We start from the raw sequence: 14,949 nt of genomic DNA, 5'->3' as shown, positions 1-14,949 counted from the left end.
CGATCATCCAGCCACAGATCTCTTCCTCGGTCGCCCCCGCCTCCTCTGAGGAGCCTCCGGCGTCGGAGCCTCGGGCTCCTGAAAGAACTCGGCCACCCTGGCGCCGATCACGTTTGCGATCCTGACCATTGTGCGAATGGTTACATTTTGCTGCCCATGCTCGATGCGTTGATAATTCGGGACGCTCGTTCCGAGGGCCTCAGCGACCTCGGCCTGCGTTCGTCCGGACCTAGCGCGTAGCTCGGCGATCCGGCGCCCCACGGTCTCGATGACATCCTCGGGGTCCTCGGGCTGCACGCCCGTGGTTCGGACCCTGTTGCCTTTCTGATAAAACCCTCATATGTGATTTTTGTCCTACGGAGGCACACATGCTGAGGGTTCACGTTCTGGGGGCGGTCGTTCTGTTTGTCGGGGGCTGCACCGACAAAGCCGAGGCTGAGTACGCCCGCTGTGTAGAGTTCGAACAAAAGGGAGAGCTTGTCTTAGCGACGCGAGCGTGCGAGGCGGCTGTCAAAGCCGACCCCAACTCAACAGCAGGGAAGGCAGCCGGAGTAAAGCTTAAGAGTATGCAGCCCGCGCTGGACGCGCAACGAGCAGCAGATCGCAAAGCGTATGATGCCAGTCATACGACTGACGACGGTGCCCGAGCCAGTAAAGCGGCTGCCCTCAGAGGCAAAATCCGACGCAAGGCATGGGGAAGTGAGCCTGATGCCGAGTGCGCAGGGATGGGGCTACCGCCCTACCGGATCTCGTACGAGGGAGGCACTTTTGATGAGGACGAGCTGGTTGCCGAGGCGGACGGCTGCGCTCACCTGTTTCGGAGGCGAGGGAACGCGAATGACTCCGTTTTCTGCTGTCCTCGATGAGGTTCCCGTTACAAATAGAGCTTCCCGCCTACTCCATGCAGGAGTAGGACGTTTCCATGCACGTCCTGCTCGTTGCCTACGACATACACACGCGCGACGACTCCAACAAGGAAATCGAAGCCGCCGAAGCCAGGCGAGATGCGGTCAAAGAATTTGTCAAGCGGTACAGCCACCGGCGCCTCTCCGAGTCGGCCTATGCGGTTGAGGTGCCTGAGCCTGCCCTTACATTCACTGAGGAGGTGCTGCGCATGATAAGGAAGGGAGACGAGGTTTACATCATTCCTCTGGTCCCGTTTCCTCATCCATCGCCTCCGTTCTTTGGCGATGGGCCTGAATCCGTTCAAACATGGCTTGAACAGCGGCTACTTCCTCGGGTTTGACGCCAACGGCAAAGAGTGTACCGTCTCGGACTACGATTGGGTCTGTTGGTAAGACTGGTTCATCTTGAGCGGCAGGGGAAGACCCGCGGTTATTGCTGATGTCGCTCATGATCCTCCCCTACACCAGAGGGAAGGTCTATCTCTTGAAAACGGAGGCGTACTTCCCACTCGGGCAGACGATCACGTGATCGACCAGCTCGACGCCGATAAGGTGCGCCCGGTGCTCGATCTCGTTCGTCAGCACGATGTCCTCGTCCGTAGGCTTCGGATCTCCGCTCGGATGGTTGTGAACCATTACAAAATTGACCGCGCCGAGCTCCAGAGCGACCCGAAGAACATCAGCAGGACGTACCCACGTCCCGTGGAGACCCCCACGAGAGACGAGGCTAACCCCACGCACACCGTTTCTGGCGTCTAGAGCTCCGATCCACAGTTCTTCATGTACCTGCATGGTGAACCGCGGAGCAAAGAACGTGGCGATGTCCTTGGGGGTGTTCAGCCGTTTTCGGCGCTGTCCCATGATCATTTGAAGACGGCGACCCAACTCGAAGGCCGCAGCCAACCGAGTCGCGTCCGGGAGGGCCATCTCTGCACGCTCGGCCAGTACATGGGGACTGAGCCGCGCAACCCCAAGCAGTCCGTGCGCTGTGACGAGCTGCGCGCCGATCCCAGGCACCCCCAGGACGAGTTCGACGAGCTGGACCTCGGTTGCGGCCGTGATGTCGACGTTCGTGACCTCGGTCATGGCGCCCCCAAGGTTGTTCCACAATGTGGGCAACGATCAGCGGGTGCGAGGCCGCCAAGGAGCTGCTCGACCGTCGTTCCCGCGGCCTTTGCGGCGCGCAGGGCCAGCCCATGGGTCGTGCTCGGGTGCGAGCCGTACACGAAATTTGTAATCGTCGTCTTTGGGACGCCCATCACAGCGGAGAGGCAGGCCCACGAGCCAAACAGCCCCTTCAGGTTTCTGAGGGCGGCTCGGAGGCGCATGGCCTCGGCATCGGTGAGGGCGGTGGAACGTGGACGGCGGGGCTTGGACGGGGCTTCGTCTTGGCCCACGTCCTCGGGACGTACTAGGGTGAGCATGTCGTACCTCGTGCGAGCGGGGTGCGGCCACGCTGCCCGGGGTGCTGGAACACCCGCGGGCAGCACTTACTTCGGGCCGAAACCTAGCCCTTCCGCGCGAGGTTGAAGGCAAACTCCCCCAGTTTTCTTCAAATTCCCTCACCACCAGGTTGAGGCGACCGAGGCGACCCGACCCAGGTTGGGATCGCCGCCGCAGGTTGGGATCGCCGTGGCGCTCAGAGCGGGTTGAAAGGCGCAAGCCCAGGGAGGTCCTTCGGCTTACGCCCTGCGGCGCCGACCGCCGGGACCTCCTTGATCTTCTCGCGAGCACGCCCCGTGCCGTCATCCACCACGGTCCATTCATTCCAGAAGTGACCGTCGACGACGAACAGCTGCGGGTGATCGAACGGCGCCTCCTCGAACCGGACCCGCTCGTCCGTGAGCGTCGCCAGGAACGCCACGAGCGCCTTCTTCTCCTCTTCCGTCAGCCCGAGCGGCTGAATGTTCGGAGCGAGGTTCGTCCCGTTGGGCCCAAACCCGGTACTGTCTCCGCTCTCCCGTTCTCGCCGTCCGCCGCCACGGTTGTAAAATTCGACGACTTGCCGCAGCGTCAGCGCGCCTCCGTTGTGAAAATAGGGGCCCGTCAGCTCGATGTTCCGGAGCGTCGGGACCTTGAAGGCGCCGTCGACCGCATCGCGCTCGCCCGACGCGATCGGCACCCCTGGTTCGACCTCGAACGACGCCGTGTCGATGCCGAATACGTCCGGGGCGCCCTCGCCCGCGGCGAGCAGCTTCCCTTGCCGCGCGAACGAGAACGGATGACCGAAGGGGTCGACCCCTCCGGCGCCGATGTCCTCCTCGGTCGGCCGAACGCCAATGTTGTAGTAACCCCTGTCGTACAGCGCGGCGCCGCCGTCCCCGACCGGCATTCGCGAGATCAAACCGCCCACCTGCTCCTCGCGCTGCAGGCGGGTGGCGGCGCTGGTGAACTCGGGGCCATGGTGGCAGTTGATGCACCTGCCCTTGCCCTGGAAGATCGCGAGCCCCGCGCGCTCCTCGTCGCTCAGGGCGGCGCTGTCCCCGTCGGCGAAGCGATCGAACCGGCTGTTGTCGGACACGAGCGTCGCCTCGTAGAGCTGGATGGCGAGGCCAAAGAAGAGCGAGAAGTTCGCTTCCACGAGCGGCCGAGCGCCGACGCGCTGATCCGACCGCCAGTACGCGTCCACGAAGGCCTCTTCGACGAGCTCTCCATAGGACGGAGCGAGCCCTTTTCCGCTCGAATCGCGCAGCTCGCCGAGGATGCTGTCCGTGGGGTCAACGATCTGGCCAGCGAGCGGCCTGCGCGGCAAGAGCTTCGCGGCGACGTCAGCGTACGTCCTCCCCTCACACGACATCTCGAAGGGGTTGATCGGCGGGCCTACGGCCTGAGACGCGAGGCTCGAGTTCTCCAGGTCGACCCTCTCGCGGACCAGGACGCCGTCGCGCACGGCGTGGACGGCGGCGTCCGGATCTCGCCTGCCGAACGGGTTCACTCCGTTGAAATGGTTGCTTGCGCGTCCGTCCCAGAAGTTGCGGAAGTTGAACACCGCGTTGATGACGGTGGGCGTCTGCCGCGGCTCGACGCGCCGCACGTTCACCCCTTGCACCTGGAAGACGTCCGGCAGCAGCGTGCAGTCGTCCTTCTCGCTCTCGGGCACGATGCCGTTGAATCGAGCGTGGAACACCCCCTGTGAAGAGATGACGTCGTCGGCATCCGCGGGGAAGTCGCGGCGGAAAGTCCAGTCGCTCGCCACGAGCGCGTAGTTCGGTCCGCCCTTCCCGTCCGACCGCGTGGCTTCGAACCGCGTGCGCCGCTCGGGATCCTGGTTGTTGATACCCGGGTTGATCTGGTTTCTCTTGCGGTGGTCGACGCCGGCGTGGAAGTGGCACGTCGCGCACGCCACGCCGTCGCTGCCGACCTGCATGTCCCAGAACAGCGCCTTTCCGAGGGCCACGGCCGTCTCCCTGCTCTTGACGTACCGGGACAGGTCGCGCGGCTCCGGGACGGCGACGCCTCGGAGCGAGCCGAGGGATGGCGGCGGAGTGGCTGGCGCGGGCGTCGCGCCGTCGTCCGGCGGATCCGCCGGCGGGTCACCGCTCCCGGGCGTGACCGGCGACGAGGACCCGCCGCCCGCGAGCGACGAAGACCCGCCGCCACCGAGCGACGATGAGCCGCCGTTCCCGAGCGACGAAGCCCCGCCGTCCCCGAGCGACGAAGCCCCGCCGTCCCCGAGCGACGAAGACGGTCCGGGCCTCCCGCATCCCGAGCACGGAGGCTCGCGTCCCTCGGGCCAGCATCCGGCGGTTGACGATAGACCCATCAGGACGACGAGGATCCACGCCCCGATCTCGCCCGTGCGCGGGTCTACAGAACGAGCTCTAACCATCACGAGGAAGCCTCCTTCGCTGCTGCGCGAGTGAATGACAGGCGGCGCGAGCCAGCGTCCTCGCGGGACACCGCGGGTCGCCGGCATGTTCGTCCGTCCTGCGATGAGCGGATGTCGCGAGCGCCGACGCTCGACGGGGTTCCGCCCGGCATCGTTCGAGTCTCTTCAAGCCATCCGAACTTCAGAAAGACAGCGCGTGTCCAGGGCGCGCATCGACGCCTCGTCCTGTCTCGTCTCGGCCGGGCGTCTCCCCAGCGTCGCGAGCACATCGGCTCGCGCGGGGGATTCGAGGGAGAAGACGACCTCTGTCGAGGACCGGACGAAGTGGGATGAAGGGACAGGACACATCCCTTCCTCTTGCCGTCACCGCGCCGAGCAGGCGCGGCCGTGTGCGTCGCCGAAACCCTGACTCATCCACCGAGTTCGGGCAATGTCGTCGATGAGGAAGCGCGGGAGTGAGCCGATCGAGCGCGGATCGCCTGGTGAACGAGGCGAAGGCGAGAGAGCTAGACTCTGGTCTTCGAGGAGGCCTCGAAGGAACGGAAAGCGCGCCGCGGGAGCTTCGCTGTCCGCGCCCGAGGCGACGTGGCGCCGCGCGACCGACCCGGGCGGAGCGCCCCCGGCCTCGACGGCGCCCCTCGGCGGGCTCCCCGCGTCAAGGCGCCTGGATCTTCTGCTTCACCCACCGCCCCGACTCGGTCAGCTGGCCATTCGACCACGGGCCGCCGGCGCTCGCGCCGGGCCTGAGCGCGGCGCAGGACTCGTCCTTGTCGACGATGGACCAGTTGAGCCAGCTGATGCTGTTGCTGGCCATGAAGTCGAGCCACCGCTGCGCCTCGGCGAGATCCAGCGCGCCGTTCCCGGTGCTGGCGCAGGTGCCCCACTCGGTGACGAACAGCGCGAGGCCCTTGGCCATCGCGGTCGTCGCCTTGGCGCGCAGCTCATCCTTGTGCGTCGCCGCATAGAAGTGGAGCGTGTAGGCGATGTTGCCGTAGCTCGTGATCGGGTTGTTGGCGGCGACGTCCACGTCCTGCGACCAGCTCGGCGACCCGACGATCACGAGGTTGTCGGAGCCGGCGCCGCGGATCTCCCGGATCACCTCCTCGGCATACGCCTTCACCTGCGCCCAGGTCTCGGTGTCGGGCTCGTTGAACACCTCGAAGATCACGGCGGGCTCATCGCCGTATTCCGTCGCCATCTCCCGGAAGAAGCGCTTCGCGGCCTCCTTGTTCCGGGGCTGGACCGCGTCGTGATCGTGCCAGTCGATGAGCACGTAGATGCCTCTGGCGATGGCGGCGTCGACGATCGCCTTGACCTTCCGCTTCTCCGCGTCCGGGTTGTGGACGTAGCCGAGCCCCGATATGCTGGCGGTCATCGCGGCGCGGACGACGGTCGCATCCCAGTCGTTCACGAGCGTGTTGACGGCGGACGCGTTGTAGAACTTCTCGCCCTCCCAGACGCTCCAGAACATGCTCATGCCCTTGAGCTGGAGCTCTTCGCCGTGCTCGTCGACGACGCGGTTGCCCATCACCTTCAGGCGGCCGTGCCGCTCCACCGGCGTCCTCGCGAGGGGGCCCGTGCCGGTCGAGGTGGTCGAGCTGGTGCCGCTCGATGTGGTGGTCACGCTCGACGTCGAGGCATCGCCGCCACCCATGCCGCCGCCGCCGCCCGAGGAGGCCGACGAGGACGCTACGGCCGACGTCGAGGCATCGCCGCCGCCCGCGCCGCCGCCGCCGCCGCCCGAGGAGGCCGACGAGGAGGCCACCGTCGATGTCGAGGCATCGCCGCCGCCCGTGCCACCGGCGCTGCTCGAGGAGGCCGACGAGGAGGCGACGGTCGACGTCGACGTGGCGGCCCCGCCCGAGGACGCCGACGAGGAGGCGACGGTCGACGCGTCGTCGCCTCCTGTGCCGCCGGCGCCGGTCGTGCCGCCCGAGGACGCCGACGAGGAGGCCACCGTCGAGGCATCGTCACCGCCGATGCCGCCCGAGCCGCCGGTGCCGCCTGATCCGCCATTGCCGCCTGACCCGCCATTGCCGCCCGAGCCGCCATTGCCGCCCGAGCCGCCATTGCCGCCTGACCCGCCGTTGCCATTCGAGCCGCCATTGCCGCCCGAACCACCATTGCCGCTCGATCCGCCATTGCCGCCCGAGGAGGCCGACGCCGTCGTGTCGACACCGCCGCTCGAGGAGATCGACGCCGACGCCACGGTCGATGCGTCGCCGCCCCCTGATGCCGAGTCTTCCGACGGGCTTCCGCACGCGAGTAGCACCATCGCCGGCAAGGCGAGCTGCAGAAGGCCGCGCGTCCACTTCGGCCCGGTGAACAGTCCAGGGGTCAAGTCATGGCTCATCGTAATTCTCCAAGGAAGGCGCCTTGCACGGCGCACCCGGCCTCTATCGCGGGCGTCAAGCAAGGACATCGGCAAAGAAGGCAACCCACTGCATAGCAGGCCCGGCGCGACGGGTGAAGGTGAAAGTGGGAGAACCGTCGAGCCCTGCACGCTTGCACGCGTGATCCGCGCGATCCGCGCGATCCGCGCGATCCACACGAATGGCGATCCGCGCGATCCCGCGCGGGATCACCCTTCACTCCACCCGTGGGCGTCTCTCTCGGAGCCTGACGGAGCGAGGGGCCGAGGGCCCCTCCCTACGCGCGGCGGACGATGTCTTGCAGCGCGCTCTCCAGTCGGCGCTCGACGGCGGGGTCGTCGAGCGCCGGCGTGATCTCCTCGGGCACGACGCGCGCGCGCATGATGACCCGCGCATAGATGAACGCGTCGCGCGCGTTCGGAGGGTCCTTGTCGCCGAGACAGGAGCGGAGCAGCTGGTACGCTCGGCCTTTCACAGCGCCTCCGCTGTCCGCGCGCGCTCGACGGTGGTGATGACCCGGCGCACCGCGGCGATCGCGGTCTCGTGCGCCGCGAACGCGTCCCGCACGACGTGCGCTGCCCTCGCGGCGGCGCCCTCGTCGAGCGTACCCCCGAGCACGCTCTCGGCGAGCCGGACGAGCGGGCTGATCTCGACCATGTCCCGCGTGAGGGACCGCGTCGCCTGGGCGAGCTCGGACGCCGCCTCGGCCGGAGCGGAGCGCGAGAGGGCCATGGCGTCGTCGGCCAGCTCGGCCGCGATCGCGAACATGTCCCGGTAGCAGTCGACCGCCGCGCGAAGATCGTCCGGGCTCGGCGCGATCTGCGGCGCCTCCGGCAGCGTCGCCGCCGCGCGCTGCGCCTCGGCGAGCACCGGAGCGATGGCCAGGAGCGCGCGCTCCAGCGCACGCGCGGTCTGCCCGAACCGGCCGAGGCGCTCCCTCGCGGTGCGGCTCGGCGGCGGCGTGTCGCTCTCCAGCGCCTCGAGCCGCGCGCCGGCCTCGGCGGCGAGCCGATGGAGGCCCTCGACGACGCCCGGCTCGAAGGTGCGCGGGACGAGGTCGATCACGCAGAGCGAACCGACCACATGCCGGCGCACCCGCACCGGCACACCCGCGTACGCGCGGATGCCATAACGCTCCACCAGCTCCTTGGGTACGCGCTCGTCGTGCACGGCGTCCTCGACCACGAGCGGCGCCTCGTGGCGCACGACGAGCTGGCAGAACGAGCTGCTCCGTGAGGTCGCGCAGCTGACGCCCAGGTCGGGCGGCAGGCCGCGGTGCGCGCGGAACAGCTGGATGTGTCGGACCACCAGGCTCACGAGCGCCATCGGCGCCCGGGCGAGCTCGGCCGCCCGCTCGACGCAGGCGTCCAGGATGGCGTCCGCGTCGTCGCGCAGCAGCACGTGGTGCAGCTCGGCGAGGCGCGCGGGATCGTTCAAATCGGCCATGGGGGTGTTCTTGCCGGGGCGACAGGGCGGGCTCAACCGCGAGCGCCGCCGTGCCCGCGCCCGGCCCACGACCTTACCGCAACCCGGCCCCTCGAGCTGCCCCCGCGGGCGCTTCATCGGCTCCGCGCTCCAGGAGACACGACCCCACCGGTGTCCACCTTCGAGCCGGCGGCTTCGCTGTCTCGCCGCCCCGGCGCCGCTCGCCCGCGCTCGCAACCGAAAGAAAGCCCTGGGAACAACCATGAACCAGCTCTCGGCAGCGCCGGTGCCGAGCTGGCGTCCTCCGCGGCCCCTGCGTCGACGCTCACGCTCGTCGGCCTCTCCACGGGGTTCTATGTCCCTCCACACGGGCCCCCGGGGCGTGGTCCTGGATGGATGCGTGATCTCGCCGAGACGCTCCCAGGACGTCCGAGGCGACCACACCGGCGCTGGGCCGTATCACCGCGATGCCGGTGTGCGGAGGTGATCGCGCCTCTCGAACAGGGAAAGCCATCCTTGACAGGGGGACGACAGACGATATCGTGCGCGGTCGCTCATTCGGTTTCTCGGGAGCGACGCACGAGATCAAATGGCGCTTTCATCGCGCTGCGCAGAGGGTCGTTCCTGACGAACAACGCCGTTGCCGCTGCGTCAGGCCGCGGTCGCGCCTGGCCCACGATAACGTCCGGGATCCGTGCAAACGCCACGATGGCGAGTGCTCGCCGGCGCCCAGCTCGGCCGGATTGAACCCTCGACAGGAAGGTTCGCACATGAGCAAGAAGCGGTTCGCCCTGGGCCTGTCCGTGTCGGTCCTCTCGCTCCTCCACGTCGGCTGCGCAGCCGACGTGGAGGACGTCCAGCGCGCCGCGCTGGCGTCGCACGCCTGGGGCAAATACCACTGGGCACGAACGAGCAACCCCTTCACCATCAAGCTCGGCAACAACGTGTCCTCCGCGTGGGCCGAGCACCTCTCGGTCGCCGCCAGCGATTGGTCCAGGTCGTCGGTGCTCGACGCCACTGTCGCTGCCGGCGGGGGCGGCAGGCGATGCCGGCCCACCAGCGGGAGGGCCGAGGTCTGCAACGCGCGATACGGCGCCAACGGGTGGCTCGGACTGGCCACGGTCTGGGCCGACGGGGAGCACATCACCCAGGGCACGGTGAGGCTGAACGACACCTACTTCGACACGGCCAGGTACAACACGCCGGCATGGAGAGCCTCCGTGACGTGCCAGGAGATCGGGCATATCTTCGGGCTCGCGCACAACGACGAGGACTTCAGCACGACGACCGGGACGTGCATGGACTACTCGAACGATCCGGGGCAAAACCAGCACCCGGATCAGCATGACTATACGCAGCTCGAGGCCATCTACAAGCACCTCGATAGCATGACGACCGTCGGCGCTGCCGGCGCGGCGCCGCCCGCCCTGGCCGGCGTCGACCCCACCGACATGGAGCATTGGGGCGATCCGGTCGACGTGTCGCCGAGCGGGCGCGTGCATACCTTCGTCCGCGACCTCGGCCATCTTCAGGTCATCACCACCGTGACCTGGGCGCCCGAATAAGACTACTCGCGCGCGAGCGGCAGCGCCCAGGGCCCTCCGGCGCCGGCGCGAGAGATCACCTGGAGCAACGCGTCGCTCGCCCGCTCGGGCGCGTAGTCGTAGGGGGGCGTGAAGACGTCATCCGCCGGCTCCCCGTCTCCGCCCAGGTGAACGCCGCTCTCGTCGCGGTAGAGGTTCGAGCCAGGGGCGGCGAGGAGGAGCCCCCGGCCCGTCGCGTCGCTGCAGTCCGAGCGCCGCGTCGCCGCGTCGGCGTTCTCGAACACGCTCGCCTCGAGCAGCACCTGCCCCTCACAGGCGGCGCCGACCGCCCAGTCCGAGATGTTCGAGAACACATTGTTGAAGAGGTGGGCGCGCGCTCGGGATCCGGTGGCGAGGGGGGCGCGCGTCCTCACTTCATCGAAGCGACAGTGGTGCATCGTCACCTCGGCGTCGGTGATCGTGCAGGCCCAGCGCTCGCGGCCGCCGCACTCGGCCTCGTTGCTGCCGTCGAAGTGGCCATAGGAGAAGGTGACCCCGCTCGTGCCCGCGTGGACGTCGGCGAAGGCGTCGCTGATCCGCTGGACGGTCGTGTGATCGATCCAGACCCTGGAGGCTTGCGTCAGCGTGAACGCATCGCCCGCTTCGTGCACGTTCGAGTTCAGATCGTAGAGGGCGACGTTGCGGATGATCACGTTCTCGCTCTCGTTGAGATCCATGTTCACGCCAGGCAGCGCCGCGCCGCGCCCGAGCCCGACGAGGGTCTTGTTGGAGCCGAACTGGAGGACGCGATGGTTCCGCGTCGCCCCGACGAGCGGACGCTCGCAGGTCGCATCCCCGGTGAGGACCTGATAGAACGTCTTCTCGGGCTCCCCCGAGCAGGTGCTGGGACAGACCTCGATGTCCTGGACCTCCGAGCCTGTGCGGCGGAAGTCGTAGAGGCCTTCGGCGAGCAAGATCACGGCCGGGTCGTCCGAGCGGGCGAGCGTCTCGAGCTCGGTCCAGCTCGAGACAAGCACGGGCGTCGCCCCCGCGCCCCCCGTCGTGCCCTCGCCAAAGCCGATCGCCTCGACCCGTATCACCTTGCGGAGGGCGACGGGCCCCCGCGTCCCCGGCGCGGGCCCGATCCAGCGAGCCTCCGTGCTCGCGGGGAAGGCCGCCTCGGGATCGCAGCCCGGCAGATCTCCAGCGCTCCCCAGCTCGCGCGCCGCCGTCCAGCCGCTGTCGTCGTAGCCGGGCGCGGTCCAGTCTCCTTCCGGCGCGGTGCTCATCTTCCAGTCGCTGCCGCTCCCATGGCTGCGCTCGAGCTCGTCGAGGTGGACGAGCGCCGCGGGGGTCCCCGCTGCGGCGTGAACGCTCACGGCGATCACGTTCTCTCCCGGCAACAAGGAGAGGGGCACGAAGATCGGAGCGCGCGCCGACTCGCTCGCGGCGATGAGATCTCCGTTGACCTGGACGCGGAAGGCATCGCGCGCCGTGATCGAGAGACCGGGGCCCTCGAGCGCCCCGTAGCTCGCGCTGACGAGCGGCGAACTCGCGCGCTCCTCTCCCTCTCCGAAGGCGGCCCCCGGAGGGAGCTCCGCTGCCGGCGGCTCGACGTCGCAGGCGAGCTCCGAGAGGGTAGGAGAGCTGCCGCCGACACCCGCGTTGCCCGGAGGTCGGGTGGCCGTCTGGAGGAGCTGATCCTCACAGGAGAGCCCCCAGGCCAGGGCCGAGAGCGCGGCGACTCGGAGGAGCCGGGTGCGGCAGGAGAGGCGCATGACGAACAGGGCAAAGCTGCGGGGCGACGCCCGGGAGCGCAACCGAAATGCTCCGAGTTGCCTGCTCCGATCCAGCGTCCTGGCGGCGGGCGAATTTTTCTGGAGGCTCGGGATGCCCCCAAGTAACTAGGAGAGAGTGGCTCAACCCACGCGCTCCGCCCCGCCGCCCGGACCCACCTTGGCCCGCTTCCCCGCCGACAGGCGGTCGGACGCGAGCTTGGTCGCTGGCGCCGCCGCTGGAGAGCGGGAGGCCCTCGCCGTCATCTGGGACAGGTACTCGGGTCTCGTGCGAGGTGTGCTGTATGGGGCCCTCGGTCCCGATACCAGCCTTGAAGATCTGGTCCAGGAGGTCTTCCTGGGCCTGATGCAGGGGGCCGCGCGCATCCAGGACGGGGGGGCCCTCCGTGGCTATCTTGCGTCCATGGCGGCGCGGCAGGCAGCGCTCGAGATCCGGAAGCGCAAGATACGCCGCTGGGTGGGCCTTTCCCCGAGCGGAGAGCTCCCCGAGCGCGCCCTCGATCGCGTCGACTTCGAGCATCGCGAGGTGCTGAGCGCCCTCCACCGTGTGCTCGACAGGCTGAGCACGCGCCGGCGCATGGCCTTCGTGCTGCGCCACGTGCAAGGCCTCGAAATGCTCGAGACGGCCGCGGCGCTCGGCGTGTCCGAGTCGACGGTGCGCCGTGAGCTCGAGAGCGCGCGCGCGTTCTTGCTCAAGGCGCGCGAGCCAGCCCTCCAGGAGTTCCTGTCCCGGTGTGAAGGACTTTGGCCATGAGCGAACCCGAACGACAGCTCGATCCCGTCGCGGCCCTCCTGCAGAGAGCCGCTCAGCTGAGCGAGCCGGAGCGCCGCGAGGCGCGCGCCGCCTTCCTGCGCCGCGTCGACGAGGCGCAGGCGCGCTCGAGCAAGGCGCGGGTGGTCGTCCGCTGGGTGGCTCCGCTCGCCCTCGCCGCGAGCGTGCTGATGGCCGTTTTCTTCTTCTGGCGAACGGAGCGAGGTCTCGATTACGTCGTCGAGGGCGCGGTGAACGAGAGCGGCTATGTGCGCGTACCCGTCGATCACCCGGCCGCCATCACCTTCTCCGATCAGACGCGGATCCGGGCCGCGGCGGGGGCGCGGCTCCGTATCGACGAGACCAGGAACGAGCGCGGCGCCCGCATCTCGGTCGAACGCGGCCGGGTCGAAGCCGAGGTCACGCACACCGGGCACAGCGAGTGGCGCTTCGTCGCGGGTCCCTTCGTGGTCCGCGTGGTGGGCACGCGCTTCGAGCTCCTCTGGGACGCTGACCGCGAGCGGCTCGAGGTGATCCTGCGCGAGGGGGCGGTCGAGGTGGAGGGCTACTCCGGCTCTGGCGCCGTGAGCGTGCGCGCAGGGCAGCGCTTCGTGGGGGACGCTCAGGCGAGGACCCTGCACGTCAGCGACTCGACGGCTCAGGCCCCCGACACGGCGGCGCAAGGCCCCGACACGGCGGTGCAAGGCGCCGACACGGCGGTGCAAGGCGCCGAGCCCGCGCCTCCCGCGGCGCAGGGGCAGCTCGCCGAGGTCGCTGCACCGCCGCCGGAGCCCGCTGCTCCCCCGGCGCCGAGCTCCGCTGAAACCCTGGCGCCCCTGGTCGCCCCGCCGAGCGCCAGACCGCCCTGGAGCAAGCTCGTTTCCCAGGGCGAGTTCCGGCGCGTCGTCCAGGAGGCCGCGGCGCGGGGCACGCAGAGCTGTCTCACCTCCTGTGATGCCGCCGATCTGAACGCCCTGGCCGACGCCGCTCGCTACGTGGGGCAGAACGAGCTCGCCGAGCAGGCCCTGCTCGCCCTCCGCGCGCGCTACGCGTCGACCGCGGGGAGCCGCGCGGCCTTCTTGCTCGGGCGCCTTCACGAGAGCCGCGGCGCCGCCGCGCGCGCCAGGACCTGGTACGAGACGGCCCTTCGCGAGGCGCCGGGCGGCGCCTTTGCCGCCGAAGCGCTCGCGGGAAAGATGCGCGCGGTCCAGAGCCTCGAAGGACCGGCCGCCGCGCGCGTGGTGGCGCAAGAGTACCTGCGCCTCTACCCGAGCGGGGTCCACGCCAAGACGGCTCGACAGCTCGCCGTTCAGCCCTGATCCATGGTCCGGCGGGCGCGAACGCTCCTCGTCCTGCTCCTGCTGCTCGTCTGCCCTCGACTGGCGTGGGCGCAGCGCGTGCTCGTCGTCCGCCCGGATCCGCGCGATGCCACGCTCTTCGAGGCCTTCGGGCGGCTCTCTGCGGAGCTGGAGCTCCAGTCCTTCGAGGTCATCGTGCTCGGGAGCGCCGCGCGATCGCCCGGGGCCGAGGAGCTCGAGCGAGAGGCGCAGGAGAGCGAGGCCTTTGCGGCTGTTGCGCTGCGGCGCGACGGAAGCGGCACGGCCGCCGAGGTGTGCATCGTGGATCGCGTGACCGGCAAGACGACCACGCGAAAGCTCCTCATCGATCCTTCCAGCGATGGCCCGATGCTCCTCGCCGTGCGCGCCGTCGATCTGCTGCGCGCAAGCCTCCTCGAGCTGGGCCCGGGCCAGGCTCCCGCGCGGGATGTGCTCGGCGTCGAGGCCCAGCCGCCCGCCCCCGAGGTGCTCCGCTTCTCCCGGGAGCCGCCCCGCTTTCACGTGCGCACGGGAGGGCTCGTCCTCTTCACGCCCTCGGTGGGTGGCGGCGTCGGCGCGCAGATCGGGGCGCACACCCGCCTCGACGAGCGCTTCCGTCTCGGCCTGCTCCTCGGCGGTCCCCTCTTTGGCGCCGAGTTCCGCGCAGCAGGCGGCGCCGCCCGGGTGCGTCAGGAGCTCGCGCTCCTCCGGGCCAGCTGGAACCTGGGGCAGACGGCTGCCGGTCTTCACTGGGAATGGGGGCCGCTCCTTGGCGTCGGCGCCTACCACCTCCAGGCCACCGGCCATGTCGAGCCGCCGCTCCTGGGGCGCAGCGAGGAGTTCTTCAGCTTCGCCGCGGACGCGGGGCTGAGCGTCCAGTACTTCTTTCATCCGAGCGTGGGCCTCGGCCTCGAGCTCACCTGTCTCACGCTCCTGCCGCGCCCCATCATCGCCGTCGATGACGAGCGCACCGCTCCGCTCATCGCTCAAGCCCTGGGCACGCTCAGCCTGGGGGTCTCGTTCTGAGAGAGG

The 14,949-nt window shown here is 69.2% G+C and carries 12 protein-coding genes; 5 read left to right on the top strand and 7 right to left on the bottom strand.

The window, feature by feature from the left end:
* Window positions 1-3: 3 nt before the first annotated feature.
* Window positions 4-261 carry a helix-turn-helix domain-containing protein gene (locus WME97_RS26660; RefSeq protein WP_437555502.1) on the bottom strand — a complete coding sequence of 86 codons (258 nt, stop codon included), beginning with the start codon at window positions 259-261 and terminating at the stop codon, window positions 4-6.
* Window positions 262-922: 661 nt separating this feature from the next.
* On the opposite strand from WME97_RS26660, the gene WME97_RS26655 reads away from it, so the two are divergent.
* Window positions 923-1,246, top strand: a complete 324-nt coding sequence (locus tag WME97_RS26655) for a hypothetical protein (RefSeq protein WP_437541257.1) — start codon at window positions 923-925, stop codon at window positions 1,244-1,246.
* 136 nt (window positions 1,247-1,382) lie between these two features.
* Here the strand turns inward: WME97_RS26655 and WME97_RS26650 are convergent, their stop codons facing one another.
* From WME97_RS26650 to WME97_RS26630, 5 genes are all read right to left on the bottom strand, one after another.
* Complete coding sequence (locus WME97_RS26650) at window positions 1,383-1,991, bottom strand: JAB domain-containing protein (protein WP_437541254.1); 609 nt, start codon at window positions 1,989-1,991, stop codon at window positions 1,383-1,385.
* 553 nt (window positions 1,992-2,544) lie between these two features.
* Window positions 2,545-4,302, bottom strand: coding sequence for a cytochrome-c peroxidase (locus WME97_RS26645; RefSeq protein WP_437541252.1), 1,758 nt, complete (start codon window positions 4,300-4,302; stop codon window positions 2,545-2,547).
* Between the two features lie 1,087 nt (window positions 4,303-5,389).
* On the bottom strand, window positions 5,390-7,087 hold the full coding sequence (locus tag WME97_RS26640; RefSeq protein ID WP_437541249.1) for a glycoside hydrolase family 5 protein: 1,698 nt from the start codon (window positions 7,085-7,087) through the stop codon (window positions 5,390-5,392).
* A gap of 296 nt (window positions 7,088-7,383) precedes the next feature.
* Entirely contained in the window at window positions 7,384-7,581 is a 198-nt protein-coding gene (locus tag WME97_RS26635) for a hypothetical protein (RefSeq protein ID WP_437541247.1), read from the bottom strand.
* On the bottom strand, window positions 7,578-8,552 hold the full coding sequence (locus tag WME97_RS26630; protein ID WP_437541245.1) for a GAF domain-containing protein: 975 nt from the start codon (window positions 8,550-8,552) through the stop codon (window positions 7,578-7,580). The genes WME97_RS26635 and WME97_RS26630 overlap by 4 nt, the downstream gene beginning before the upstream one ends.
* Before the next feature lie 749 nt (window positions 8,553-9,301).
* On the opposite strand from WME97_RS26630, the gene WME97_RS26625 reads away from it, so the two are divergent.
* Window positions 9,302-10,096 (top strand): hypothetical protein, encoded by a 795-nt coding sequence (locus WME97_RS26625; protein ID WP_437541244.1) that lies wholly within the window; start codon window positions 9,302-9,304, stop codon window positions 10,094-10,096.
* A gap of 2 nt (window positions 10,097-10,098) precedes the next feature.
* On the opposite strand, the gene WME97_RS26620 is transcribed toward WME97_RS26625, so the two are convergent.
* Window positions 10,099-11,832, bottom strand: coding sequence for a pectate lyase family protein (locus tag WME97_RS26620; protein WP_437541242.1), 1,734 nt, complete (start codon window positions 11,830-11,832; stop codon window positions 10,099-10,101).
* Window positions 11,833-11,968: 136 nt separating this feature from the next.
* Here WME97_RS26620 and WME97_RS26615 point away from each other — a divergent pair, with 136 nt between their 5' ends.
* Genes WME97_RS26615 through WME97_RS26605 form a run of 3 tightly spaced genes read left to right on the top strand, consistent with a single transcriptional unit; the run spans window position 11,969 to window position 14,943 of the window.
* A complete protein-coding gene (locus WME97_RS26615) occupies window positions 11,969-12,604 on the top strand; it encodes an RNA polymerase sigma factor (protein WP_437541240.1) in 636 nt (211 codons plus the stop codon).
* Window positions 12,601-13,920 carry a FecR domain-containing protein gene (locus WME97_RS26610; RefSeq protein ID WP_437541238.1) on the top strand — a complete coding sequence of 440 codons (1,320 nt, stop codon included), beginning with the start codon at window positions 12,601-12,603 and terminating at the stop codon, window positions 13,918-13,920. The genes WME97_RS26615 and WME97_RS26610 overlap by 4 nt, the downstream gene beginning before the upstream one ends.
* 3 nt (window positions 13,921-13,923) lie before the next feature.
* Entirely contained in the window at window positions 13,924-14,943 is a 1,020-nt protein-coding gene (locus WME97_RS26605; RefSeq protein ID WP_437541236.1) for a hypothetical protein, read from the top strand.
* Window positions 14,944-14,949 lie beyond the last annotated feature (6 nt).

The organism is Sorangium sp. So ce367 (genome assembly GCF_051520455.1).
Taxonomy (GTDB): Bacteria; Myxococcota_A; Polyangia; order Polyangiales; family Polyangiaceae; genus Sorangium; species Sorangium cellulosum_B.
This window is presented reverse-complemented; position numbering and strand designations above follow the sequence as displayed.